Source organism: Pseudomonas sp. HP_14, from assembly GCF_055283875.1.
The window spans coordinates 155,739-179,305 of record NZ_JBTOQI010000046.1 but is presented as its reverse complement, the minus strand read 5'-3'; the positions used below and the strand labels follow the sequence as shown (position 1 = coordinate 179,305).

20 protein-coding genes are annotated in these 23,567 nt (G+C 54.9%); 11 read left to right on the top strand and 9 right to left on the bottom strand.

The features are described 5' to 3' along the window. Positions 1 to 25: 25 nt before the first annotated feature. The 4 genes from tcyN to ACYASS_RS26285 all read right to left on the bottom strand — a co-directional run bounded on the left by tcyN (position 26) and on the right by ACYASS_RS26285 (position 3,536). On the bottom strand, positions 26 to 769 hold the full coding sequence (gene tcyN / locus ACYASS_RS26300) for an L-cystine ABC transporter ATP-binding protein TcyN (RefSeq protein ID WP_463588251.1): 744 nt from the start codon (positions 767 to 769) through the stop codon (positions 26 to 28). Between the two features lie 3 nt (positions 770 to 772). After that, positions 773 to 1,441 (bottom strand): cystine ABC transporter permease, encoded by a 669-nt coding sequence (tcyL, locus tag ACYASS_RS26295; protein WP_027899902.1) that lies wholly within the window; start codon positions 1,439 to 1,441, stop codon positions 773 to 775. Beyond that, positions 1,438 to 2,235, bottom strand: a complete 798-nt coding sequence (tcyJ, locus tag ACYASS_RS26290; protein WP_095092907.1) for a cystine ABC transporter substrate-binding protein — start codon at positions 2,233 to 2,235, stop codon at positions 1,438 to 1,440. Before tcyJ ends, tcyL begins: the two co-directional genes overlap by 4 nt. A gap of 305 nt (positions 2,236 to 2,540) precedes the next feature. Then, positions 2,541 to 3,536: a D-cysteine desulfhydrase gene (locus ACYASS_RS26285; RefSeq protein WP_463588250.1), complete on the bottom strand. Its 996-nt coding sequence runs from the start codon at positions 3,534 to 3,536 to the stop codon at positions 2,541 to 2,543. 196 nt (positions 3,537 to 3,732) lie between these two features. Here ACYASS_RS26285 and epsC point away from each other — a divergent pair, with 196 nt between their 5' ends. The 11 genes from epsC to betT all read left to right on the top strand — a co-directional run bounded on the left by epsC (position 3,733) and on the right by betT (position 18,325). Then, on the top strand, positions 3,733 to 4,686 hold the full coding sequence (gene epsC / locus ACYASS_RS26280) for a serine O-acetyltransferase EpsC (protein ID WP_243244456.1): 954 nt from the start codon (positions 3,733 to 3,735) through the stop codon (positions 4,684 to 4,686). A gap of 131 nt (positions 4,687 to 4,817) precedes the next feature. Continuing rightward, the gene (tssI, locus tag ACYASS_RS26275) at positions 4,818 to 6,866 is read left to right on the top strand and encodes a type VI secretion system tip protein TssI/VgrG (protein ID WP_463588249.1); all 2,049 of its coding nucleotides are present in this window, start codon (positions 4,818 to 4,820) and stop codon (positions 6,864 to 6,866) included. Then, positions 6,863 to 7,738 (top strand): DUF4123 domain-containing protein, encoded by an 876-nt coding sequence (locus tag ACYASS_RS26270; RefSeq protein WP_463588248.1) that lies wholly within the window; start codon positions 6,863 to 6,865, stop codon positions 7,736 to 7,738. Before tssI ends, ACYASS_RS26270 begins: the two co-directional genes overlap by 4 nt. Further along, positions 7,731 to 11,117: a toxin VasX gene (locus ACYASS_RS26265; protein ID WP_463588247.1), complete on the top strand. Its 3,387-nt coding sequence runs from the start codon at positions 7,731 to 7,733 to the stop codon at positions 11,115 to 11,117. Before ACYASS_RS26270 ends, ACYASS_RS26265 begins: the two co-directional genes overlap by 8 nt. Positions 11,118 to 11,262: 145 nt before the next feature. Then, positions 11,263 to 11,997: a hypothetical protein gene (locus tag ACYASS_RS26260; RefSeq protein ID WP_463588246.1), complete on the top strand. Its 735-nt coding sequence runs from the start codon at positions 11,263 to 11,265 to the stop codon at positions 11,995 to 11,997. 151 nt (positions 11,998 to 12,148) lie between these two features. Continuing rightward, a complete protein-coding gene (locus ACYASS_RS26255) occupies positions 12,149 to 12,826 on the top strand; it encodes a hypothetical protein (protein ID WP_463588245.1) in 678 nt (225 codons plus the stop codon). A 113-nt stretch (positions 12,827 to 12,939) separates the two neighbouring features. Beyond that, entirely contained in the window at positions 12,940 to 13,674 is a 735-nt protein-coding gene (locus ACYASS_RS26250) for a hypothetical protein (protein WP_463588244.1), read from the top strand. Positions 13,675 to 13,760: 86 nt separating this feature from the next. Next, positions 13,761 to 14,441 (top strand): hypothetical protein, encoded by a 681-nt coding sequence (locus ACYASS_RS26245; protein ID WP_463588243.1) that lies wholly within the window; start codon positions 13,761 to 13,763, stop codon positions 14,439 to 14,441. 137 nt (positions 14,442 to 14,578) lie between these two features. Further along, positions 14,579 to 15,310, top strand: a complete 732-nt coding sequence (locus ACYASS_RS26240) for a hypothetical protein (RefSeq protein ID WP_463588242.1) — start codon at positions 14,579 to 14,581, stop codon at positions 15,308 to 15,310. Positions 15,311 to 15,396: 86 nt separating this feature from the next. Then, positions 15,397 to 16,077 carry a hypothetical protein gene (locus ACYASS_RS26235; RefSeq protein ID WP_463588241.1) on the top strand — a complete coding sequence of 227 codons (681 nt, stop codon included), beginning with the start codon at positions 15,397 to 15,399 and terminating at the stop codon, positions 16,075 to 16,077. A 292-nt stretch (positions 16,078 to 16,369) separates the two neighbouring features. Continuing rightward, the gene (betT, locus tag ACYASS_RS26230; protein WP_243244781.1) at positions 16,370 to 18,325 is read left to right on the top strand and encodes a choline transporter BetT; all 1,956 of its coding nucleotides are present in this window, start codon (positions 16,370 to 16,372) and stop codon (positions 18,323 to 18,325) included. A gap of 185 nt (positions 18,326 to 18,510) precedes the next feature. Here the strand turns inward: betT and ACYASS_RS26225 are convergent, their stop codons facing one another. The 5 genes from ACYASS_RS26225 to ACYASS_RS26205 form a co-directional block, all read right to left on the bottom strand. Further along, positions 18,511 to 19,254: an SDR family oxidoreductase gene (locus tag ACYASS_RS26225; RefSeq protein ID WP_463588240.1), complete on the bottom strand. Its 744-nt coding sequence runs from the start codon at positions 19,252 to 19,254 to the stop codon at positions 18,511 to 18,513. Between the two features lie 287 nt (positions 19,255 to 19,541). Then, complete coding sequence (gene ntrC / locus ACYASS_RS26220; RefSeq protein WP_027902131.1) at positions 19,542 to 20,978, bottom strand: nitrogen regulation protein NR(I); 1,437 nt, start codon at positions 20,976 to 20,978, stop codon at positions 19,542 to 19,544. Continuing rightward, complete coding sequence (glnL, locus tag ACYASS_RS26215) at positions 20,975 to 22,060, bottom strand: nitrogen regulation protein NR(II) (RefSeq protein WP_027902132.1); 1,086 nt, start codon at positions 22,058 to 22,060, stop codon at positions 20,975 to 20,977. The genes ntrC and glnL overlap by 4 nt, the downstream gene beginning before the upstream one ends. A gap of 324 nt (positions 22,061 to 22,384) precedes the next feature. Beyond that, complete coding sequence (locus ACYASS_RS26210; RefSeq protein WP_463588239.1) at positions 22,385 to 23,032, bottom strand: DUF4124 domain-containing protein; 648 nt, start codon at positions 23,030 to 23,032, stop codon at positions 22,385 to 22,387. Then, a complete protein-coding gene (locus tag ACYASS_RS26205) occupies positions 23,016 to 23,540 on the bottom strand; it encodes a DUF4124 domain-containing protein (protein WP_463588238.1) in 525 nt (174 codons plus the stop codon). Before ACYASS_RS26205 ends, ACYASS_RS26210 begins: the two co-directional genes overlap by 17 nt. Positions 23,541 to 23,567 lie beyond the last annotated feature (27 nt).

The following is a 23,567-nucleotide window of genomic DNA, read 5'->3' as shown; positions in this document are numbered from 1 at the left end:
GGTTTCTGGGTATTACTCTGTAGGATCAGGTGCGGCTTCGCTCCAGAAACTGCCTTGTTCTTTCTTCGCGAGGGTTTTCGAACAACTCTTTCGCGTCACCCTGTTCAACAATTACGCCTTTGTCGATAAACACCACGCGGTTGGCTACGTCCCGGGCGAAGTTCATTTCGTGGGTGACGATAACCATCGTGCGCTTTTCTTCCGCCAGGGCGCGAATGGCCGTCAGCACTTCACCCACCAGCTCAGGGTCCAGCGCTGAAGTGGGTTCGTCGAACAGAATCACTTCCGGCTCCATGGCCAAGGCACGGGCGATAGCCACGCGTTGCTGTTGACCGCCCGACAAGCGCCGTGGGTAGGCGTCTTCCTTGCCTGCCAATCCTACTTTGGCCAGCAGTTGCCGACCCAGTTCGGAGGCTTTTTCACGCGGCATCTTCTTGACCACGACCGGGCCTTCAATGACGTTCTCCAGCGCGGTGCGGTGCGGGAACAGATTGAAGTTCTGGAACACAAAACCGACATGCTGGCGCAATTCACGGATCAGGTTTTGCTGCTTGCTCAGCGGGCGGTTGCTGTCGATTTCGATGTTGCCCACGACGATCTTGCCGCTGGTGGGCTCTTCGAGAAAATTCAGGCAGCGCAGCAGGGTGGTTTTACCCGAACCGCTAGGGCCGATGATCGCCACGACTTCGCCGGCCTCGACCTTCAGGTCGATGCCTTTGAGCACTTGTTGACCCTTGAATTCCTTGGTGAGTTTTTCAACCACGATCATGCTTCAAGACTCCACATCATGGCGGTTGACTCTCTCTTCCAGACGGTTCTGCAGGTATGAAAGCGCCGTGGCCAGGATCCAGTAGATCAAGGCGGCAGCCAGGTACATGGTGAAAATTTCGAAGGTGCGGGCGGTGATCAGTTGTGCCTGACGGAACAGTTCCGGCACCTGAATAGTGGCCGCCAGGGCGGTGTCTTTGACCAGCGAGATAAAGCTGTTGCCCAGTGGCGGCAACGCGGTCCGCGCGGCTTGAGGCAGGATGGCCCGACGCATGATTTGCGCGCGGGTCATACCGATACTTGCACCGGCCTCCCATTGGCCACGATCAACCGAGGCAATGGCAGCGCGCAGGATTTCACAGGCATAAGCGCCCATGTTCAGCGAGAAGCCGATCAGCGCAGCGGTCAGCGGGTCCAGCTCAATGCCCAGTTCCGGCAAGCCGTAATAGATCATGAACAGTTGAACCAGCAGCGGCGTGCCGCGAAAGAACGACACGTAAACCCGGGCGATGCCCCGCAGTAACATCAGCGGTGACAGGCGCATGAGCGCCAGACCGAAGCCCAGCAGCAGGCCGAAAAACATGCCGCCCAGGCTCAGGAATATCGTGTAGTACGCGCCCTTTATGAGAAAGGGCGCGGAGTCCAGCGCAAGCTTCAGACCCTCTTCAATCATTTGGTCACGTCAGCCTGGAAGTACTTTTGCGACAACTTGGCGAGAGTGCCGTCAGCGCGCAGTTTGTCGATGGCCTTGTTGATGGCCGCAACCAGTTCAGGCTCGCCCTTGCGGATGGCAATACCGGATTCCTGACGGGAGAAAGGTTCGCCGGAAACAGCCAGGCTGTCCTTGGTCTTGGCGATCAGCTCCAGCGCGGCCAGGCGGTCAACCAGAATGGCGTCGATACGGCCTACGCGCAGGTCCTGATATTTGGTCGGATCATCGTCGTAGGTTTTAACGATGGCGGCTGGCACGTTTTCCTTGAGCCATTGCTCGTAGTTGGTGCCCAGACCTACACCTACTTTGGCGCCTTTGAGGTCGGCTGCGGTTTTGAACTTGTCTGCATCTTTCTTCTGCACCAGCGCCTGAATACCGGAGATGGTGTACGGCTCGGAGAAGTCATACTTCTTCTTGCGCTCTTCCGAGATGGTGACCTGGTTGATCACCACGTCCAGACGCTTGGACTCCAGAGCGGCCAGAATACCTGCCCATGGGGTTGCCTGCAGTTGCACCTTGACGCCCAATTCTTTGGCCAGCGCTTCGGAGAACTCGACCTCGAAACCGGTCAGCTTGCCGCTTTCATCCTGGAAGCTGAAAGGAGGGTAGGTGCCTTCAAGGCCTACTTTGATCGTGCCGGCTTTTTTGATCTGATCCAGTTGCTCACCGGCAACCGCTTGGCCCATCAAGCCAGAACCGAGCACCAGGCCCAGGGTGGAAAGTAGAACGGTGCGCCGAATGGCAGAAATAATCATGACGAGCCCCATTTAAGTTGTTTGGTTTCAGGCAAGAATCGGACCTGACGAACGCTACGTTGGCAGCGGATGTTTATCCAGCTTTTTCAGCGCTTTGATCCGTGCTGGCGCGATCATAGAAGCAGCTGGTTATGGTTCAAAATAACTAAAAAATAGTTTTATAGTCTTTTATGGAATATGCATCTGATTCGGTAGGAGCCAACTTGTTCGCGAGCCGCTTGACGCGATGTGTCAGGCAACAGCTCGCCAACAAGTTGGCTCCTACCGATCTTCTTCAGTCGCGCAATTGCGTCAGATCCCAAGCCTTACGCAAACACATCCGGGTAAGCAAACAGCGCAGGCGCACCACCGGTGTGCAGGAAAATCAGCGGGCCGTCATCGAATCGACCACGTCCCAGGCCGTCGAGCAGACCTGACATTGCCTTACCGGTGTAGACCGGGTCCAGCAACAGGCCTTCCTGACTGGCGACCAATTTAATAGCAGACAAGGTACCGGCATTCGGCTCGCCATAGCGCGGGCCGAAATACTCGTCCCATAGCTCCACGTTAAAGGCGTCGGGCAGCGCTACACCCAGTAGCTCGGCGGTGCGTTCGGCAAGGCTCTGCACTTTCGGGCGCTGAGTTTCTTCAGGGCGCGACACCGTTACGCCGATCACGGGCAACTGCGGCAACGCTTCCGCCAGTGCAAGGCCCAGCCCGCTGTGAGTACCGGCACTACCGGAGGCCAGCACGACCGCGGCGAAATCCAGACCGGTCTGTTTGATTTGCTCCGCCAGCTCAAAGCCCGCACGCACATAGCCCAGCGCCCCGACAGGGCTGGAACCGCCGATCGGTACCAGATAAGGCTTTTTGCCGCTGGCCCGCAGGCGGGCGGCGAGTGCGTGTAACTGCTCGTCGGCGTTGTCGAGGTTTTCGACCATCTCGACCTTGGCGTCGAACAAGTCCAGCAGCAGCCTATTGCCGTTGTGCAGATAACTGCTGTCTTCGGTGGCGATCGGGTTTTCCAGCAGCGCCACACAGCCCAGACCCAAACGAGCGGCCAGAGCCGCAGTTTGGCGCACGTGATTGGACTGGATCGCGCCAGCTGTGATCAACGTGTCTGCACCTTGCGCGAGCGCATCGGCGGCGAGGTATTCCAGCTTGCGAACCTTGTTGCCGCCCATCGCGAGCGTCGTGGTGTCGTCGCGCTTGATATAGATGTCGCGGCCCGCCCAGACCGACAGGCGCTCCAGTTTTTCCAGTGCGGTTGGGGCACCGATCAAGTCCAGGCGATTAAATTGAGCGAGCTGTTGTTTGATCATGAGAATTAGTAAGCCGTACAGAGAGTCGCAGGACTATAAGCAGACGCTTCCTACAGGGCAACTTCTTGCTGCTTATGCCCTCAGAGCAGATGTCCTACTCAAATTGTTATTTTTTTGCCTGAAATGTTTGCCGTAGAGTGGCCGCATCAGCGGCCAGCGCTATTGAGGCCGTACCCTGAACCGAGGAGAAGTCAGCGTGAGTGATATCCCAGAGGCATCCGCCGAAGGCCGATCCAGTCACTGGCAGTTACAGCAGATCGTCAGTGAGTTGCGCACTGCACGTGATGACTGGCGTGCACGTAACAAGCGCGTCAGCGGCGAGCATGGCGGCCGAGAGCTGCCCTCCAGGGCGGCCATGCGCGACATTCTTGAGGCGCTATGCGGGGCGCTGTTCCCGATGCGTCTGGGGCCGGTGGACCTTCGCGAAGAGAGTGAGGACTTCTACGTCGGCCATACCCTCGACGTGGCGCTCAACGCGCTGCTGGCTCAGGCTCGACTGGAACTGCGCTACGTCGCGCACCAACGCTCCGAAGACGTTCGTGCGCTGGATAAACAGGCACTGGACCTGATTCAGGGTTTTGCCCGTGCCTTGCCCCAGATGCGCACGCTGCTCGACAGCGACGTGCTGGCCGCATACCACGGTGACCCGGCGGCCCGCAGCGTTGACGAAGTGCTGCTGTGCTATCCCGGAATCCTCGCCGTCATCCACCACCGCATCGCCCATCATCTATACCGCGCAGGCCTGCCATTGCTGGCGCGTATCAGCTCGGAAATCGCCCACTCCGCCACCGGCATCGACATCCACCCCGGCGCGCAGATCGGCCCGAGCTTCTTCATCGATCACGGCACAGGTGTCGTCATCGGCGAAACGGCCATCATCGGCGAGCGAGTGCGCATCTACCAAGCCGTCACCCTGGGCGCCAAACGCTTCCCGGCGGACGAAGACGGCCAACTGCAAAAAGGCCACGCTCGCCACCCCATCGTTGAAGACGACGTGGTCATCTACGCGGGCGCGACGATTCTAGGCCGCATCACGATTGGTAAAGGCTCAACTATTGGCGGCAACGTCTGGCTGACGCGCAGCGTGCCAGCGGGTTGTAACCTGACGCAGGCGAATTTGTTGCAGCAGGATGATGGGAGTCAGAAGTAGCTGTCGGCCTCTGATTGTTCTGTCGGGTGTTAATAGGGATAAATCCTACGGATGCTGTTTGCAGCATCCGACTTCTTGTTGCTGTGCGTTAGTGCAAAGTCCTGCCTTTTACTCAGGCCAAGGACTCGCCAATGTTCAACCCCGCCAATCGCGCCTCGTTCACGCTGGAAATCGCCGGGGTTGAGCATGAATTGCGAGTGCTGGCCTTTACCGCCAAGGAATCCATCAGCCGTCCGTTCAGCGTACGCATTGAGCTGGTCAGCGAACGCGCCAATCTCAAACTGGAAGACCTGCTGCACCGCCTGGCATTTCTGAGGTTCGACGCCGACGGTAAAGGCTTTCATGGGCAGATTGGCGAAATCGCTCAGGGTGATTCAGGCAAGCGCTTCACCCACTATTTCATCCAGTTGGTGCCCAGCCTCAAGCGTCTGGACTACCGCAGCAATCATCGGATCTTTCAGGGCAAGACCGTCCCGGAAATCATCGCGCTGGTCCTTAAGGATCACGCCATCTTCAGCAATGGGTTTGCGTTCAGGTTGCGCGAGCCCTGCAAACCCCGCGATTACTGCACCCAGTATCAGGAAACCGATCTGCATTTTGTGCGCAGGCTTTGTGAAGAAGAGGGCATCTACTTTCACTTCCAGCACAGCCCTGACGAACATTTACTGGTGTTTGCAGACGACCCTATTCAATTGCCGGTGCTCAAGCCAGCAGTCACCTATGTGCAAAGCAGCGGACAGGTTGCAGACGCTTCGGTTATCAACAGATTCAACGTGCGCCTCGCCACGCGCTCGGGCAAGGCCAGCCACCAGACTTATCACTTTCAGTTACCTGAGGTGGACCTGCTCAGCAGTGCGGGCGGTGATGGGCGTAAGGAGCTGGAGGATTACCAGTATCCGGCGCCGTTCACTGATCTGAGCATCGGCATGCGTCAGGCGCAAAAGGCTTTGGAGCGAAACCGCAGTGACGTTCAGATGGCCAGTGGCAACAGCGATCAGAGCGCTCTGATCAGTGGCCACTTGTTTACCTTGGAGCATCCCAATCCGCAGTGGAGCCAGCAATGGCTGCTGACTTCGGTGTTCCACGAGGGCAAACAGCCGCAGGTGCTGGAGGAGTCGATGCCTCGAGTATCTGGAGCGTTCATCCAAGGCTATCGCAATCGCTTTGAAGCCATCCCCGGAAAAGTGCCGTTTCGTCCTCCTCTCAGGCACCGCAAACCAAGGGTCTTAGGCAGCCAGCACGCGGTGGTCACTGGCCCGCAGGGCGAAGAGATTTATTGCGACGAGTACGGGCGGATCAAGGTCAAGTTCTTCTGGGATCGCGAAGGTAGCCGTAACGAGCATTCCAGCTGCTGGCTGCGAGTCGCCACCGGTTGGGCCCATGAGCAATACGGCACGGTGATGATTCCGCGAGTTGGCATGGAAGTGATCGTCGGTTACTTCGAAGCCGATCCCGACCAGCCTTACGTGCAGGCCTGTTTGCCCAATGCCGGCACGCGAGCGCCGCTGAACCTGCCTGTGCAGAACACCCAGACCGTGCTCAAGACCCAAAGCAGCCCAGGCGGCGCAGGTTTCAACGAACTGCGCATCGAAGACCGCAAAGGTGCCGAATCCATTTCCATCCGCGCTCAACGCAACTGGTCTGAGCATGTACTGAACGATCAGTCGATTCAGGTGGATAACCAGCGCAAGGTCAACGTCACCGGGCTGTCCAGCCACGAGCTGTATGGCGAAGAACACCACCTTACGCATGGGGCACGCAAAACCCAGGTGCTGGCCGATGACTCATTGACGGTGGTCGGTAATCAGCACATCAGCACGGCTAATCATCTGGTCAGCGCCGTGCAGGAAATACACCTGGCCGCCGGGCAGAACATGGTCATAGACGCAACGCTGAGTACGACGATCAAGGCGGGTGGTCACTGGATATCGATTACCCCGGCGGGGATTTTTACCAGCGTGCCGATTTTGTTGGGTGGGGTTCCGTTGCCGGGGATGCCTGCGGTTCCGGTCCCGCCCGTGCCTCTCGAAAAGCAAGTGGCAACTCCCGGTGGGCCGTCCACATCAGTGCTGGACGTTTCGGTGCAAGCCCTTCGTGACGAGTTCGAATTTCTTCCCGTGCGCTGTGAGGCCTGCGAAGCCGCCAAAGCTGAAGAACTGGCGCAGGGAGGCCAGCCATGACCACCCCCTCCCAGGCAAATTATTTATTGATTGACGGCGCGTTAAGGCCCGGCGCACTGGTCAGGCTCTATGAGCGTCATGAAGCGTTTGAAATCGACCCGCTGTATTTGGGTACTCGTTGGAAAGACCTTTACGACCTCGGGCCAATTCTGGTCAAGCCTATGTCGGGCAGTACGCTTCTGTCGGACTGGCTCGTTGATGAGGCGCTATGGGCAGACTCCACGCTGATTTTTAGCGAGGCTTCGATTCAGGAAGTCGCCACTCACCTTCGTCGGCTCATCAGCCCGCTCGACTGTAACGGTGGGAGCGGTTTACTGCGCTTCGCCGATCCGCTGGTGGTGCACTTTTGGCTGTCGAGTTTTTCTGGATTGGAAAACCTGCATCTGGGACCCATCCAGCATTGGTGGGTAGCCCAGCCAAAGCAGACTTGGTCGTCACGTTCGCAGTTGCCGTGGCAGACATTCAGTGGACGCCATACCGGATTGCCTTGGGACAACCACTGCGCACTCTTGGGCCCCGATCAGATACTCGGGCTTGAGCGAACCCAACACTGGCGGTTTCTTGGGCGTGTCCACGCCTGGATCAGTGAGCGAACCCCTTCGTTCTTTCTCGACATGAGCAGCCCGCAGATCACTGAGTGGTTGGACTCAAGCCTGGCAGCAGGCCTGGAATGGGGACTTGTCAGCGAGCGAGGGCTGGTTATCTGGATCGAGGCCTGCGTCGACGGTGGTCAGGATTTCGCCACTCGTCCGCATGGCCATTACCAAAACTGGCTGACCCTCGATCCGGCACACGCCCGCCTGTCTCCCGAAGCACGAATCAAAGCTTTCGACGCGCACCGCTATGCGCAAAAGGATAACGCTCATGGCTGATAAAAACGGCAACCCTCAGCAGTGTCGCAACGCTCGGTTCTCCAATAGGCCCATGGCTAATCCGGGCGTCTGCCCGTTCAAAGGTCCGGACATCGCCATTGTGCCCATGCGCTATGCGCTGGATCGCTCCCGCTATGACGTCGATCCCGGTCGGCTCACGCCTTTGAGTGCCGAGGGTAAATGGAAATGCCCTCCCAAACTGCAAAGCCGCAGCTACACCTTGCGACAGCTGCGCGATGGTTTTGTGTACGTCTACGACGAAACGGATGAAGTGCTGCACGAGTATCGCTTTCAGGCGAAAGACGCGAGTCTGACGCGGATTGTCTGGGGCGACGCTGCATCGCTCCCGGACATCCGCTCTGCTGAGGGTGAAAGCCGAACGCATCTGTTGTATCCCCGCACTCATAAATTGCGCATGGCCTTTTCGCCATATCAATGGACCTGGCGCATGTGCCAGCTGATGAGTGCCAGCGGCGTGAAGCGCGCATCGTGGCTGCGGGAGCTGGACTTACGCGACTACAGCCGACAGATGACCGCCTGGCATGCGCTGCCGTTAACCCGCCTGAGCAAGCGGGTAGTGGCAGACGTGGATCCCCATCCCATCAACCATGACGGCCGGTTTGCTGATTCTGCCCATCCTCCGGTGGCGTACGAAGAAGGCAAATATCCATCTGTTGCCCTCGCGGCCGATGTGCTCTGGACCGGTAGCGTCGAGGACAAATTCAGTTCGGTACTGATCGCGCTGGACGATCCGTTGGCGATGCTCGAAGACCTCGGCATGCAGCTCGCAACGGATCAAGCGGCGCTTCATGAATTTCAGCTGGAGCACGAACACGCACTGAATATCGCGGGCGTCGTAGAAAAGCTATGCGGTGCAGCGGGTGACAAGTCGCTACTGCCCGCCTCGGTACTCAAGGATGAAGCGAAAACCCGGCAGTACATTCGGGATATCGAAGCGTACTTCGAGCAGCTTCAGGTGGAAGATGACCTCAAACAAAGTGCTGACGGTCAGGTTTTAGGGCTCATTGAATTGCCCTCTGCCGCCTTGGGTGATGAGCTCAAGGCTAATTACGGCAGTTTGCCGAATCCCGACCTGCGCCAAAGCTGGCAGGACCGCAGCAAGTGGCGTCGCGAGGTCGATCTGGAAGCAGCGCGGGAATACTCCGACGCTCAGAACGCGCAACTGAAGACCCTTCGTGCGCAAGTCACTGAAACCCAGAATGACATCAAGGCATTAGTCGGCTATATCGGCACCGATCCGATTCGGCTGTTCATCGACACCACTCATTCAACCTCGCTGCTGTGGTTGCTGGAAGTGGTGTCCGACCTGCTTCGCAACCTGAGTCAGGACCTCAGTTTCTCTCGCTGGCTGCAAGAGGAGGAAGAGAACAGCAAAACCCTGTTCGGCCATGCTCGTTTCGGCTTCTCCCATGTGATCAAAGATGCCATGACCAATGAAGCCAATCGCGTGATGCAGGGCATTTCCGATGTCACGGCATTGGTAGGGCGGGCAGGAGAACTGAACGGATTCCTCACCCACGATGCCTTGGCAGAAAAACCGTGGATCAAGGCGCTGAGCGAACCGGCGCAAATGACCCTGAATGCCTTGGTTGATCTGGCAAAAGGTGCAGGCAAGGCGACCTTGGAAAACATCCAGCTGGCGTTCTTTCCGGTCGACAGTCGCTTGGCCGGCGGTGCAGTCAATCAAAACGCTGCCTTGATGCTGCGCAACCTGCTCATGGGGCATGTACTGCTCAACCACCCCGAGAAACTGCAAATCGACGAGGCTTTCACCAAACAACACGCCGCCTGGAAGGCTGAACTCGACAAGGGGCGTGATCTTTACAAAACGGCTCAATACCGCTGGCTCTACCAAGCCAAACAATACGACCGCCGTGCTCTTGCTTCGATCATGCAAGACATCCAGCACCGGTTGACACAGCACAGGCTCAACGAGCCGCTGCTGTTTGACTATCGCAGCAAACGCTACGGTCAGGTCATGCAGGCCAAAATCGCGAACTTCTCCGCCAAACACGGCCAACTCACGCAGGAATGGAGCAAACAGGCCAAAGCCTGGAGCGCCGAACACGGTCTTAACGCTGGCGCCATCACCTGGGGTGTCGCCGCCATCAACCTGCTTAACACCTTCGTTACTTACGAGACCGCAAGCCGGGATGGTGAGTTGAGCAAGAAGGATTGGGCCAAGGTAGCGTCAGCTGCGGCGTATACCGGGAATGCGTTGATGGCAGTGTTTGTTGAGACTGGGTGGGGGGCGATGAAGGATTTGGCGGTTTCTGGTAGCGACTCGAAACCCATCAAAATTACCCAGCAGTCTGCAGTTCAGTGGACTCGAGCGGGTAAATCCGACTGGGGGAAATTAATAAAAGGATTTGGTGCGAGGTTGGTTGGGTTGGGCGGGTTTGCTGTGATAGCTGCGTTTTTGGAGTGGTGGGATATCGATGATGATTACCTGAATACGGACTCAGCGTTGGATAAAGATGTAATGGATATAAAGAAGATCTCAGTCCTTGGATTTGCAGTGGTGGGTGGGGCTCAATTGTCAGCTGGCATTGCAGCACTAATGGGTTATGGAGCACTAGCTGCCTTGGTCATGAACCCTTGGTTCATTGGTTTCACAGCAGTGATTGGGGTGGTGTACCTTTTATCAACTCTGGCTCTCAACTATTTGAAGCGTGATGTAGTCGGCCATTGGCTGCACAAGTGCCGCTGGTCCCGCTACCCGGATGAACGTTTTAAAGATCAAAATGAGGAGAATCAGACATTCCTCGAAATTCAACTGGCTCCGGCTATTTTCATAAAGCCCACATTCCATGCCAGCCAACATTACTTCCCGGACATTGGTTACCTACCGACTGAGACCCAAAATGGCGCCTGGGTGCAACTGCGATTGCCCGGCGCCACTCGAGGCGAGTTGGCGCATGTGAATCTGACTGCAACCGGCCGACCACTTCCTGGTTTTCCGGTAGAGAGAGTTGGCGACAGCCTGAAGGACTGCTTCAGTGGTTACGGCACAGTTGAGGCTGTTGCTCAGTGGCGAAGAGTCTCGCCGCTCAAAACTCATACCCGCTTCAATGAGCCGCGGCAAACCATTTCGCCTCCAGCAGACGAAGACGTTATCTGGCAAACCTGGGTTCCGCTGACTGAAAGCGCGAAATACCTGGAGCTGCAAGTTTGGTATCCGGAACACATTTTGACCATTCGAGAAGGCGACCAAGGTTATCGCTATCAGATTGAACTGACCCGAGAGGGAGAGAGTGATGGCAGTGAGAGTCGAGTGGTGGGTTCAAGTAAAAACTCTCTGACGGTTGAATCATTAGGCGGTCGCGCGGACGCTTTGCAGCTACCCGTTCCGCTGTAGTGATTACGAGTGCGTACTAGGAACGAGCAAAAACTTTCTCTCGGGAAGCACCCTGTCTTTCACAAAGTTCGATGGCTGGTCAGGCCTGCCCCACTTGGGGGGAATTCGAATACTGAAGTTTTCTTACATGAGAGTGGTTAAGTAAATGAGTGCGAAAGAGAATGCACAAGTACCTGAAGCTTCCATCGGCACAGATGTACCTCTGGAGACGGAAGCCAGCTCGATTTTCATGCGCTGGGAGATAAAGGCCCATGCACATCCTACGTTATATGGGGACGTACCCATGATTGCGCTTGGCGCATTTCCGTTTATGTTTTTTCTCTACGGTGTTTTTTTTCATGAGAACGAAAATACAAGGCACTCATTTATAAATTCAGGTGCGTTTGGCATGGCACTGGTTTTTTTCTTATGGATTACAATCGCCCGCCAAAAAACCTTCTACTCTTATCGCATTTCTGAGAAAGGCGGGGTAGTCGACTATTGGTTGTACTTTCCAAAATGCGCCGGTTGGATATTCAAAGGCATTGCGATTTTTGCATTGGTCATCGTGCTGGCCATAATCTCAATCATGCCAATGATGATTTTTGCTTTGGTCGGCGTCGGCGCTATTACCATCCCGGCTGCCTTGAAGCTGCTGGCCTGGGAGAATGAGATTGATAGCGACAGTTTTGAGTGGGATAGAGTGCAGTTGATAGTGGCGGATCGAAAGAGAAGTCTCGTGGTTCTTCAGCGAAGATACCATCCCGATATTCCGTTTGAACAAAACTATATGTATTTCAAAGTTTTTTTGCCCAAGCAGCGGTTTGATGAGTTTATTGAAGCTTGCAAACAATACGCACCTTCCACCGTGGATTTTGAAGAGGGTGATGCTGGGTATTAGTCCTCTTCACTAAGATGCTACCGCTCTGTGCTACATCTGGCATATCTGCATAGAATTGCACGATTATTTCGCCTTAACGATGTCGCTGTGTGCACTGCATTAGGTTGTGGTGAAAATTCAAGGTGGATTGAGTTGATGAGGAGGTATTGAATTGTCTAGTGAGTTGGCAAGTTTTACCGTTGTGTCTAGATTTCAGCTTGACACCATTCTGATGAGTTGGGAGATAAAAGCGTTTCCATATCCGACGATTTATATCGAATTTGGCGTTGCTGTTCTTATGTTTGCTTTTGGATGTTTTTATTTTTATGGATGGTCTCACGACGATGAGAACACCAAAAATCTAATTCTAGCTTCAGGTCCGGTACCCATGATTATGTTATTTATTTTCTGGATAGGTATCGTGCGCCAAAAAACATGCTACCACTATCGCTTTACTGAGCAGGGTGGAGAGGTAGATTACTGGCTGCACTTTCCAAAATGGGCGCCGTGGGTTTTTAAAGGGGTTTCCATATCGGTTTTCATTGTCGTAACGACCATATTCGGGATATTTCCGATCTCATTACTCTCACTGGTTGGCCCGGCAGGCGGTATGTTGATTGCTGCCCATTTACTATTCAGCTGGAAAAATGAAATCAAGCATCGGAAGTTTGAATGGAGCCGCTTTCATTACGTAGTCATCGATCGTAAAAGGAAGAAAATCGTTTTTGAGGGATTCCCATTTTTCTTTGAAGTTTTTCTCGCAGAAGATCAGATGGAGTGTTTTTTAGAGGTGATGCGGCCACGTATGCCTGCAGATACTACTTATGTCGAAGGAATCTGGAAGCGCTAGGTGCTTTGGAGTGCACTAAGCAGGCGTGGTCTATGGGTATCATTCATATACGCACGTTATCCCCCTTCGCAAGCAAGGTGATGAGTTCTGTTTACATAGAGTAGTGAAGTAAAATGAGCACGAAAGAGAATGCACAAGTACGTGAAGCTTCCATCGGCGCAGATGTACCTCTGGAGAAGGAAGCGAGCTCTATCTTTATGAGCTGGGAGATAAAGGCTCATGCGCATCCGACAATGTTTATGGATGTTGGAATGGCGGTCCTTGGAACATTTCCGTTCATTTTTTGTATCTACGGCGCTTTTTTTCATGAGAACGAAAATACAAGGCACTCATTTATAAATTCAGGCGCGTTTGGCATGGCGCTGGTTTTTTTCATGTGGATTCTAATCGTTCGACAAAAGACCTTCTATTCCTACCGTATTTCTGAGAAGGGTGGAGAAGTCGACTATTGGCTGTACTTTCCAAAATGCGCCGGTTGGATATTCAAAGGCATTGCCATTTTTGCTTTAGTCACCGTGCTAGCCATTGTCTCAATCATGCCAATGATGATTTTTGCTTTAGTCGGCATTGGCGCTATGACTATCCCGGCTGCCTTGAAGCTGCTGGCCTGGGAGAACGAGGTTGATAGCGGCAGTTTTGAGTGGGATAGAGTGCAGTTGATAGTGGCGGATCGAAAGAGAAGTCTCGTGGTTCTTCAGAGAAGGTACGACCCCGATATTCCGTTTGAACAAAACTACATGTATTTCGAGGTTTTTTTGCCCAAGCAGCGGTTTGATGAGTTTATTGAAGCTTGCAAGCATTACGCCCCTTCCACGGTGGATTTTGAAGAGGGTGATGCTGGGTATTAGCCCATTACTCCGCATATTTTGGAGGTCAATGGAAGGGGGAAGGTATGGTCGTAGTAGTCTGTCTAAATATGCTATTGGATACCTATATGTCAAATTCAAGTGAAGTTGTTGAGGATGAAGTTGGTCTCCGCAGAACGTTTGTGGCTTGGGAAATAAAAGCCTACCCACACCCGACGTTGCCGATGGATATCGGAATGGCAGTTTTGGGAGCTTTTTTCTGCGGTTTTTTGGTATGCGAGGGGGTTTTCTACTCTGAGGAAAGTACAAGGCATGTGATGTCGCTGACAGGTTGGGTGGGGTTAGCCATCACGATATTTTTTTGGATTACTGTTGTTCGGCAAAAAACAGTTTACAGCTACCGCTTTACCGAATCCGGCTGCGAAGTCGAGTACTGGCTGAATTTCCCCAAGTCTGGATCCGTATTCTTCAAAGGCCTCGCCATCTTCGCCTTCGTTGCCATCCTCTCCATGATCTCAATAGACCCAAGCCTGATCTGGATCGCTGCGGGGCCAGCGGGTATTTCCATCGCTGCGGCATTAAAGCTTCTCAACTGGGAAAACCCCGTTGAGCATCACGCCACTGACTGGGCGCGCTATGACCTCGTCTTCATCGATCGCAAGCGGAAAATGGTTGTCCCCAGCTTTCACGCCGATCCCTTGGCAGGCTTCGAAGTCCACCTCGAAAAAGCCAGAATCGATGACTTTGTTGCCTTCCTGAAGACCGTAATTCCACACGCTGAATTCCGCGAAGCTGAATGGAAATGGTAACCCCTGAGCTACCTCGAATGCCCCAGTTCGGGGCGGTCTCTGGGCATCGCTCATATGCGTAGGTCATCGCCCCTTCGCAAGCACGGTGATGAATTCAGTTCGGATACTTATGTGTTTTTACATAGAGTAGTAAAGTAATGAGTTTTAAAGAGAATGCACAGGCGGATGAAGCTTCCATCGGAGCAGATGTACCTCCGGAGACGGAAGCCAGTTCGATTTTGATGCGCTGGGAGATAAAGGCCCATGCGCATCCGACGTTATACATGGATATAGGATTTGGGTTGCTTACGTTATTTTTTATGTGTTTTTACCTGTATGGATATTTTCATGAGAATGAGAATACACGTGAGTTAGTTACGTTCTCCGCGCCAGTACCACTAACCATCATTTTAATTTTTTGGATGGGGATCGTTCGGCAAAAGACTTTTTACTCTTACCGCATTTCTGAGAAAGGCGGGGAAGTCGACTACTGGCTGTACTTTCCAAAATGCGCGGGTTGGATATTCAAAGGCATTGCCATTTTTGCTTTAGTCACCGTGCTAGCCATTGTCTCAATTATGCCAATGATGATTTTTGCTTTGGTCGGCATTGGCGCTATGACTATCCCGGCTGCGTTGAAGCTGCTGGCCTGGGAGAACGAGGTTGATAGCGGCAGTTTTGAGTGGGATAGAGTGCAGTTGATAGTGGCGGATCGAAAGAGAAGTCTCGTGGTTCTTCAGCGAAGATACCATCCCGATATTCCGTTTGAACAAAACTACATGTATTTCAAAGTTTTTTTGCCCAAGCAGCGGTTTGATGAGTTTATTAGAGCTTGCAAGCATTACGCCCCTTCCACGGTGGATTTTGAAGAGGGGGATGCTGGGTATTAGTATTTTGGTCTGCATATTTTGGGGGGCAATGGAAGGGGAGGTATGGTCGTAAGTTACTAGTCTAAGTATCGATTTTGGATAGCTATATGTCGAAGTTGAAAAAACGGGTTAAGAGCAAGCCTGGTGTTCGCAAAGCTCCTCTGGTCTGGAAGGTAAGAACGCACGCACGACCTACTCTGCCTGCGGATATCGGAATGGGTGTGCTGTTTGTGATTCCGATAATCTTATTTGCTTATGGGTGGCAAGGGGATGTTAGTGATGAAGCGAGAGAGACCCTTATTAGTGGTGGTATAATCTCCGTTTTTATCTACTCATATCTATGGTCCTTTGGTGTTAGGCAAAAGACAGTATTTGAATACCATGTAAATGAGTTAGGGGGAAGTATGGCCTGCCAGCTATATTATCCAAAATACGCGGGACGCTTTTTCAAAGGCCTCGCCATCTTCGCCTTCGTTGCCATCCTTTCCATGATCTCAATAGACCCAAGCCTGATTTGGATCGCAGCAGGCCCGGCGGGAATTTCCATCGCTGCGGCATTAAAGCTTCTCAACTGGGAAAACCCCGTCGAGCATCACACCACTGACTGGGCGCGCTATGACCTCGTCTTCATCGATCGCAAGCGAAAAATGGTCGTCCCCAGTTTTCATGTCGATCCCTTGGCAGGCTTTGAAATCCATCTCGAAAAAGCCAGAATCGACGACTTCGTTGCCTTCCTGAAGACAGTGATTCCACATGCTGAATTTCGCGAAGCGGATTGGAAATGGTGACCCCCGAGCCACCTCGAATTCCCTAACCCGACAAGCGGTCCCACCACGGAACGATTCCCATGAACCGGGCGTCATAACCTCCCTTGAGCCAGCATTCATCGGCCTCGCGATTAGTCTCTGCGGGGCTTCCATGTTTTAATTGAACGCTTGTTCAATTAAAACCGGTGGTTCGCTGCCCGCTCATAACAGGAGGCTTACCCTTGCTTAATCCGTTTGTTGCCGTCTTTTCCTACGACCTTGAGGTGTACGGCTCATGAGTGCACCTGCTAGCCAATCCAGCGGTATGGTTCGTATGAATCCGCCGGTGTTTTATTTCGCGGCGACGGTTATTTTGCTGTTCGGTGTGTCAGTCATTTCTTTCCCGGAGGCCGCTGGCCAGTGGTTGCTGGCGGCGCAGAACTGGGCGGCCAATACGGTCGGCTGGTATTACATGCTGGCGATGACGATTTATCTGGTCTTCGTGGTGGTCACCGCCTTGTCTGGTTACGGCAAGATCAAGCTCGGTGCCGACCACGACGAACCCGAATTCAGTTATCTGTCCTGGGCGGGGATGCTCTTCGCCGCCGGGATCAGTATCACGTTGTTCTTCTTCTGTGTGTCGGAACCCCTGACGCACTTGTTGCAGCCACCACAAGGCGAAGCGGGTACGTCTGAAGCCGCGCGCCAGGCGATGCAGTTGCTGTTTCTGCATTGGGGTCTGCACGGCTGGGGTGTGTTTGCGTTTGTGGGTATGGCGCTCGCGTATTTCGCTTATCGCCATAATTTGCCCTTGGCGCTGCGCTCGGCGCTGTATCCGCTGATTGGCAAACGCATCAACGGCCCTATCGGTTATGCGGTGGATGGCTTCGGCATCATCGCGACTATTTTCGGTCTGGGTGCTGACATGGGGTTTGGGGTCTTGCACCTGAATTCCGGGCTGGATTATCTGTTTGATATTCCCCATACCCAATGGATTCAGGTCGGGTTGATCACGCTGATGATGGGCGCGGCGATTCTGGTGGCGATCGCAGGTGTCGATAAGGGCGTGCGTGTCATGTCCGACATCAACATGTTGCTGGCCTGTGCGCTGTTGCTGTTTGTGTTGTTTGCTGGTCCGACGCAGCACCTGCTCAACACCTTGGTACAGAACATCGGTGATTACCTCGGGGCGATCACCACCAAGAGTTTCGATGTGTATGCCTACGATGAGCCGAGCGAATGGCTGGGCGGCTGGACGGTGTTTTACTGGGCTTGGTGGATTGCCTGGTCGCCGTTTGTAGGCCTGTTCATTGCGCGTATTTCCCGTGGCCGGACCATTCGTGAGTTCGTGTTCGGTGTACTGCTGATTCCGTTGGGCTTCACCCTGGCGTGGATGTCGATTTTCGGTAACAGCGCCATCGATCAGGTGCTCAATCACGGCATGGTCGCGTTGGGGCAGTCGGCGATTGATGATCCGTCGCGCACGCTTTACTTGCTGCTGGAAACCTATCCGTGGAGCAAGACTGTCATTGCAGTGACGGTGTTCATCAGCTTCGTGTTCTTCGTCACTTCGGCGGACTCGGGCACCGTCGTGCTTTCGACGCTGTCGGCCAAAGGCGGTAACCCTGATGAAGACGGCCCGAAATGGCTGCGTGTGTTCTGGGGTGTGGCGACTGCGCTGGTGACCAGTGGTTTGCTGTTCTCTGGCAGCATCGATGCGCTGAAATCAGCGGTGGTGCTGACGTCGTTGCCGTTCTCGCTGATCCTGCTGTTGATGATGTGGGGCCTGCACAAGGCGTTCTTCATGGAGTCCCAGCGACAGATCGCGCAGTTGTACTCGCTCGCACCGGCATCCGGGGCGCGGCGCGGCGGCTGGCGTCAGCGCTTGAGCCAGGCCGTGCATTATCCGTCGCGAGACGAGGTGTACCGCTTCCTGGATCAAACCGTACGCCCGGCTATCGAAGACGTTACGGCGGTGTTTGCCGAAAAAGGTCTGAACGTTATCACTCAGCCTGATCCGGCTAACGACAGCGTCAGTCTTGAGATTGGCCATGGCGAAGAGCGGCCGTTCATTTATCAGGTAATGATGAAGGGCTTCTTCACGCCGTCGTTTGCGCGTGGCGGCATGGGCTCCAAACAGCTGAACAACCGTCGCTATTACCGCGCCGAAGTGCACCTGAGCGAGGGCAGTCAGGATTACGACCTGGTGGGTTACACCAAAGAGCAGGTTATCAACGACATCCTCGACCAGTACGAACGGCATATGCAGTTCCTGCATTTGGTGCGGTAGGCCAGTGAGACCATCTAACCTCGGTCCCACAGGTTTGCGTAGATTCTGTGGGAGCCGAGCTTGCTCGCGATGAACGATGACACGGTGTCTCTGAGTGACCGGGTCGACAGTATCGCGAGCAAGCTCGGCTCCCACAGGGATTTGAGTCAGCAGACCAACGTGGAATGCCCCTCGGTCATACCGATCTACGCCAACCCACCGTTGGCACGCAGGATCTGCCCGTTGACCCAGCCTGATTCCGGCCCGGCCAGAAACGACACGACATTGGCGATGTCTTCTGGCTGACCCAAGCGTTGCAGCGGCGGCATGTTTGCGAAGTTCTTGATCTGCTCTTCAGTTTTGCCATTCAGGAACAGCTCGGTAGCCACTGGACCGGGCGCTACTGCGTTGACGGTGATGCTGCGCCCGCGCAGTTCCTTGGCGAACACATGAGTGAATGATTCAACCGCAGCTTTGGTGGCGTTGTAGATTGCGTAGCCGGGAATGTTCAGTGCCAGCGCCGAGCTGGAGAAGTTGATGATCCGCCCGCCATCGTTCATTCGCCTCCCGGCTTCACGTAGCGTGTTGAAGGTGCCCCGTGTGTTGATGGAAAAAGTCTGTTCGAACAGTTCGTCGCTGGTGTCGACGATGGGCATGGTTTTCATGATGCCGGCGTTGTTCACCAGCACATCGACTTTACCCAATTGTTGCTCGGTCAGATCAAACAGGGTGCGCACATCGGCTGTGCTGGCGACGTCGGCCTTGATGGCGATCGCCTGACCGCCGTCGGCTATGAGGCTGGTGACCAGCGTCTCGGCTTCGGTTGCGCTGTTGGCGTAATTGACGGCGACGGCAAAACCGTCGGCTGAAAGACGCTTGGCGATTTCAGCGCCGATACCGCGTGAGGCTCCGGTGACAATGGCGACTTTGCGAGGGTTATTCTGAGTCATGGTCCACCTCCGTTCTGAATGTGTCGTTACTTTCACATGTTGAGCGCGGGGGATAAACAGGCGGGAATTGGCATGATTGTTCGGTAAATCTGAACAAAGGCGTTCGCATCGGCAGCTCCTACAGGGCCATGCGTTTCAATGCAGTAAGGAGGTGGGCCAGTGAAATCGCAATCGCGAGCAAGCTCGGCTCCCGCAGAATCAAATCGGGTCGGTATCCAGTGGTGTGGATGCAAAAAGCCCAGAGCTGCTCGCGCAACGCTGGGCTTTCGGGAGAACGAAAGGCTTGATCAGCCTTCATCGCCCTCGTCATCGTCACCACCATCGATCTTCATGCCCAGCTCCTTGATCTTGCGAGTCAAGGTGTTACGGCCCCAGCCCAGCAACACAGCGGCGTCGCGACGACGGCCAGCGGTATGCTTGAGGGCGGTTTCGATCATGATCCGTTCAAAGGTCGGCACGGCACTGTCCAGCAGGCTGGATTGACCGCGAGCCAGTGCCTGATCGGCCCATTGGCGCAATGCCTGTTCCCAGTTGGTCACTGGCGCTGCATCTTGCGGCAGGCTCAGCAGCTCGGGCGGCAGGTCGCTGATGTGCACTTCACGGCCCGAGGCCATGACGGTGATCCAGCGGCAGGTGTTTTCCAACTGACGCACGTTACCCGGCCACGGCAGGTGCTTGAGGTATTCCTCGGTTTCCGCCTTGAGCAGTTTCGGTTCAACAGCCAGTTCCTGAGCCGCACGGCTGAGGAAGTGTTTGGCCAGGGTCGGAATGTCTTCGCGACGATCCGACATGCGCGGGATATGGATGCGAATCACGTTCAGACGATGGAACAAGTCTTCCCGGAATTTGCCGGCCTGCACCAGAGTTTCAAGATTCTGGTGGGTCGCCGCGATGATGCGCACGTCAACTTTGACCGGCGTGTGACCGCCCACGCGATAGAACTCGCCATCAGCCAATACTCGCAGCAGACGGGTTTGGGTGTCGGCAGGCATGTCGCCGATTTCGTCGAGGAACAGGGTGCCGCCGTCCGCTTGTTCGAAACGACCGCGCCGCAGGTTTGCTGCGCCAGTGAACGCGCCTTTTTCGTGGCCGAACAGTTCCGATTCCATCAAGTCTTTTGGAATGGCTGCCATGTTCAGTGCAATGAACGGCGAGGCCGAACGCGGGCTGTGGCGATGCAGGGCGTGAGCAACCAGTTCTTTACCGGTGCCCGACTCGCCGTTGATCAACACGGTGATATTGGAGTGGCTGAGACGACCGATGGCGCGAAACACTTCCTGCATCGCTGGCGCTTCGCCAATGATTTCGGGGGTGCGGGTCAGTGTCGGCGCAACGTCCATGCCTTGCTGTTCCTGAGCGTGCAGGTTGGCACGCTTGACCAGAGAAACGGCTTCATCGACGTCGAACGGTTTTGGCAGGTACTCGAACGCGCCGCCTTGATAAGAGGCAACAGCGCTGTCCAGGTCTGAATGGGCGGTCATGATGATGACGGGCAGGCGCGGGTGTTGTTCGCGGATTCGCGCCAGCAGGTCCAGGCCACTGGCACCCGGCATGCGGATGTCAGAGATAATCACGTCCGGTTGCTGACGAGCCAGGCGGCTCATCACGCCATCGGCGCTGTCGAAGCTTTGTGTGGTCATGCCTTCTTGCTGCAAGGCTTTTTCCAGAACCCAACGAATGGAACGATCGTCATCTACGATCCAGACAGTTTCACTACGGCTCATGTCGAAGCTGCTCCTTGTTCCAGCGGCAGGAAGATCGAGAAGGTGGTATGGCCAGGATGGCTGTCACACTCGATCAGCCCCTGGTGCTGACTAATGATGTTCTGCGTGATCGCAAGACCGAGTCCAGTGCCGTCGGGGCGGCCACTGACCATCGGGTAGAAAATGGTTTCCTGAAGCTCGGCCGGAATTCCGGGGCCGTTGTCGATGATTTCGATTTTGCTGACCAGCCGGTGACGCACATGGCCGATCGTGAACTGACGCATCGCACGAGTACGAAGGCTAATTCGGCCCAGGCGAAGCTCGTTCTGGCTGCTGATGGCTTGCATCGCATTACGCACGATATTGAGCACGGCCTGAATCATCTGTTCACGGTCGATCAATACATCGGGAATACTTGGATCATAGTCGCGCACCAGAGTGATGCACCCTTGGCTTTCCGCTTCGACCAGACTGCAGACACGCTCAAGCACTTCGTGCACGTTAGTCATGGCCAGCGATGGCAGCTTGTTTGATCCGAGCATGCGATCCACCAGATTTCTCAGGCGATCGGCTTCCTCGATGATGACGTTGGTGTAGTCCTTCAAACTCTCTTCAGGCAGCTCCCGCGCCAGCAGTTGCGCTGCGCCGCGAATCCCGCCAAGTGGGTTCTTTATTTCGTGAGCCAGGCCACGCACCAGCATTTTGGTGGTCTCCTGCTTGGACAACTGCGCTTCTTCTTTGGTGATGCGTAGCAGGCGGTCACGCGGATGGACCTCCAGCAGCAACAAGGTCTCGCCCTGGCTGAGGATGGGCGTTACCGCGTAATCAACTGTCAGTGTCTGGCCGGTAAGGGCGGTGAGCATGGCTTCGCGTTTGGTAAACGGGTGCGCTTGCTCCACTGCCTGGCGCAGAGAGCTCAGGGCTTCTGCAGACTCGGTGAACAGCTCGCTGATGAATTGCCCATGGCTGCGCTGACCGCTGATGGCCAGCAGCATTTCCGCTGCCGGGTTCATGTACTCAAGGCGCAGGTCAGCATTGAGCAGAATGGTGGCAGTGGTCAGGTTGTCGAGTAACAAACGGTGCAGCGCGTCGCTGATAGTCATTAAAGTCTTTGACCTCTTTTGGCTCATTGCGATTCCAGGTGAGCCTCGAATCACAGGCGCTGGTTGGTCTTCTCCAGCGTGGGTAACGCCACTGATACGTTTGTATCCAGTGCAGATAGGGTGCTGTTATAGCCAAGTTGCAAAAACCAAACCAAGGCTCCGAAAAGAAGCGTTTAAACTGCAAAACCGGGCTTTTTTTGGACAGTGCGTTTGAATGGTTCATCGAAGGGTAGCGTTTTCGAACCAAAATGGGGTTCTCGGCCGACTTGCTTGCAATATCTTGCACCAATATAGGGCTTTGATGTTTGGGGGAGAGGTGCTGTATCAAAAGAAAGGCAGGATGCTGCTTTTTTCTTTGGGTTTGTCTTTGAGGGGGCACTCGGGACGCACGCCGTACTCGGCGTTTTCGCAGGGGTTTGCCAGACGCTTCTGTGCCAGTGAAATGCGTTGCATGTGGAAGGGCTGGTTGGGCGTCTTTTCCAGCACTCGCCCATTTTCGTCGAGAATCTGCGCAGCGATCTGATGCGTGCCCCTGTCGATGTTCTTCAGCGGAACAACAGGGCTACGCCCGGCTTGGGCGACTGGCTTGCCATCTAGCAAAAGCTGATAGGTATGACCAGGCTGCAGCGCGGGATCGCTGGTGATGGTGGCAATCAGATCCCCTTCGGTGCTGCGTATGGTTGCATCAGGTTCCGGCACAAGAACCCGAAGCAGGTCGTAGCGAAACATCGGGCGGGGCTTGGCTTTGGTGGGTGTACTTTTTTGCACGGTGCGCGGTGGGGGCGAGCCGCTGGTGCTGTTGCTGGGCAGAATTTCGACACGCTTGGCGTTCTTGTGAGGCTGGTCCGTGAAGACTTTATTCCCCTGCGCGTCGGTGTAGGTGTAGACGTCTGCCAGCACCGCAGCAGGCAGTGTGATCAGTAAGCCCAAAAGCGCGCAGACCCATGTCCGTGATTTAAGGTTTGCCGACATGAACGCGCTGCACCGTCAGTGTGATGGTAGGACTCTGCTGGATGATGCGGCCTTTATCCAGCACGACTACGGCAAAGCTGTGTTCGCCGCGATCAATGTTGACGACTTGCAGGCGCGGCACATTCCCTGGCTGACCATAGAGATTTCCATCGACCAGTAATTGCAGCAAGTGCCCCGGTAGCAGTCTTGGCTGGATAGCGACCCCGACGGTAAACGTACCATTGTTGGCGCGCAGTGCTTCATCAGCGGGCAAGTCGGTCAGCGCCAAAGTCGGGTAGGCCACTTGTGGCTGTGCCGAGGGTGACGGGTTTTGCGCGGGGGCTACCGGACTCGCCATTTTCTGAGTGTCGACACTGTTGAGTGGCGGCAGCTCTACCACCTGAGCCTTGACGCCATCGGGCGGTGTATTGCTGAACGCGGCATTACCGTTGGCGTCGGTGTATTTGTAAATCTGCGCCGCTGCGGGCAACGCGATCAACAGCAGCAGACAGATGAGGCTTCGGCGCATGCAGGCTCCATGGCTTGGCTGCGGTGG

Bases quoted from the DNA above. Each gene is read 5' to 3' on its own strand.
- tcyL (WP_027899902.1), bottom strand. From the start codon at position 1,441: ATGATTGAAGAGGGTCTGAAGCTTGCGCTGGACTCCGCGCCCTTTCTC.
- tcyN (WP_463588251.1), bottom strand. From the start codon at position 769: ATGATCGTGGTTGAAAAACTCACCAAGGAATTCAAGGGTCAACAAGTG.
- ACYASS_RS26245 (WP_463588243.1), top strand. From the start codon at position 13,761: ATGTCAAATTCAAGTGAAGTTGTTGAGGATGAAGTTGGTCTCCGCAGA.
- betT (WP_243244781.1), top strand. From the start codon at position 16,370: ATGAATCCGCCGGTGTTTTATTTCGCGGCGACGGTTATTTTGCTGTTC.
- tcyJ (WP_095092907.1), bottom strand. From the start codon at position 2,235: ATGATTATTTCTGCCATTCGGCGCACCGTTCTACTTTCCACCCTGGGC.
- ACYASS_RS26205 (WP_463588238.1), bottom strand. From the start codon at position 23,540: ATGCGCCGAAGCCTCATCTGTCTGCTGCTGTTGATCGCGTTGCCCGCA.
- ACYASS_RS26270 (WP_463588248.1), top strand. From the start codon at position 6,863: ATGACCACCCCCTCCCAGGCAAATTATTTATTGATTGACGGCGCGTTA.
- tssI (WP_463588249.1), top strand. From the start codon at position 4,818: ATGTTCAACCCCGCCAATCGCGCCTCGTTCACGCTGGAAATCGCCGGG.
- ACYASS_RS26285 (WP_463588250.1), bottom strand. From the start codon at position 3,536: ATGATCAAACAACAGCTCGCTCAATTTAATCGCCTGGACTTGATCGGT.
- ACYASS_RS26265 (WP_463588247.1), top strand. From the start codon at position 7,731: ATGGCTGATAAAAACGGCAACCCTCAGCAGTGTCGCAACGCTCGGTTC.
- ACYASS_RS26225 (WP_463588240.1), bottom strand. From the start codon at position 19,254: ATGACTCAGAATAACCCTCGCAAAGTCGCCATTGTCACCGGAGCCTCA.
- ACYASS_RS26240 (WP_463588242.1), top strand. From the start codon at position 14,579: ATGAGTTTTAAAGAGAATGCACAGGCGGATGAAGCTTCCATCGGAGCA.
- ACYASS_RS26260 (WP_463588246.1), top strand. From the start codon at position 11,263: ATGAGTGCGAAAGAGAATGCACAAGTACCTGAAGCTTCCATCGGCACA.
- ntrC (WP_027902131.1), bottom strand. From the start codon at position 20,978: ATGAGCCGTAGTGAAACTGTCTGGATCGTAGATGACGATCGTTCCATT.
- ACYASS_RS26210 (WP_463588239.1), bottom strand. From the start codon at position 23,032: ATGTCGGCAAACCTTAAATCACGGACATGGGTCTGCGCGCTTTTGGGC.
- glnL (WP_027902132.1), bottom strand. From the start codon at position 22,060: ATGACTATCAGCGACGCGCTGCACCGTTTGTTACTCGACAACCTGACC.
- ACYASS_RS26250 (WP_463588244.1), top strand. From the start codon at position 12,940: ATGAGCACGAAAGAGAATGCACAAGTACGTGAAGCTTCCATCGGCGCA.
- ACYASS_RS26235 (WP_463588241.1), top strand. From the start codon at position 15,397: ATGTCGAAGTTGAAAAAACGGGTTAAGAGCAAGCCTGGTGTTCGCAAA.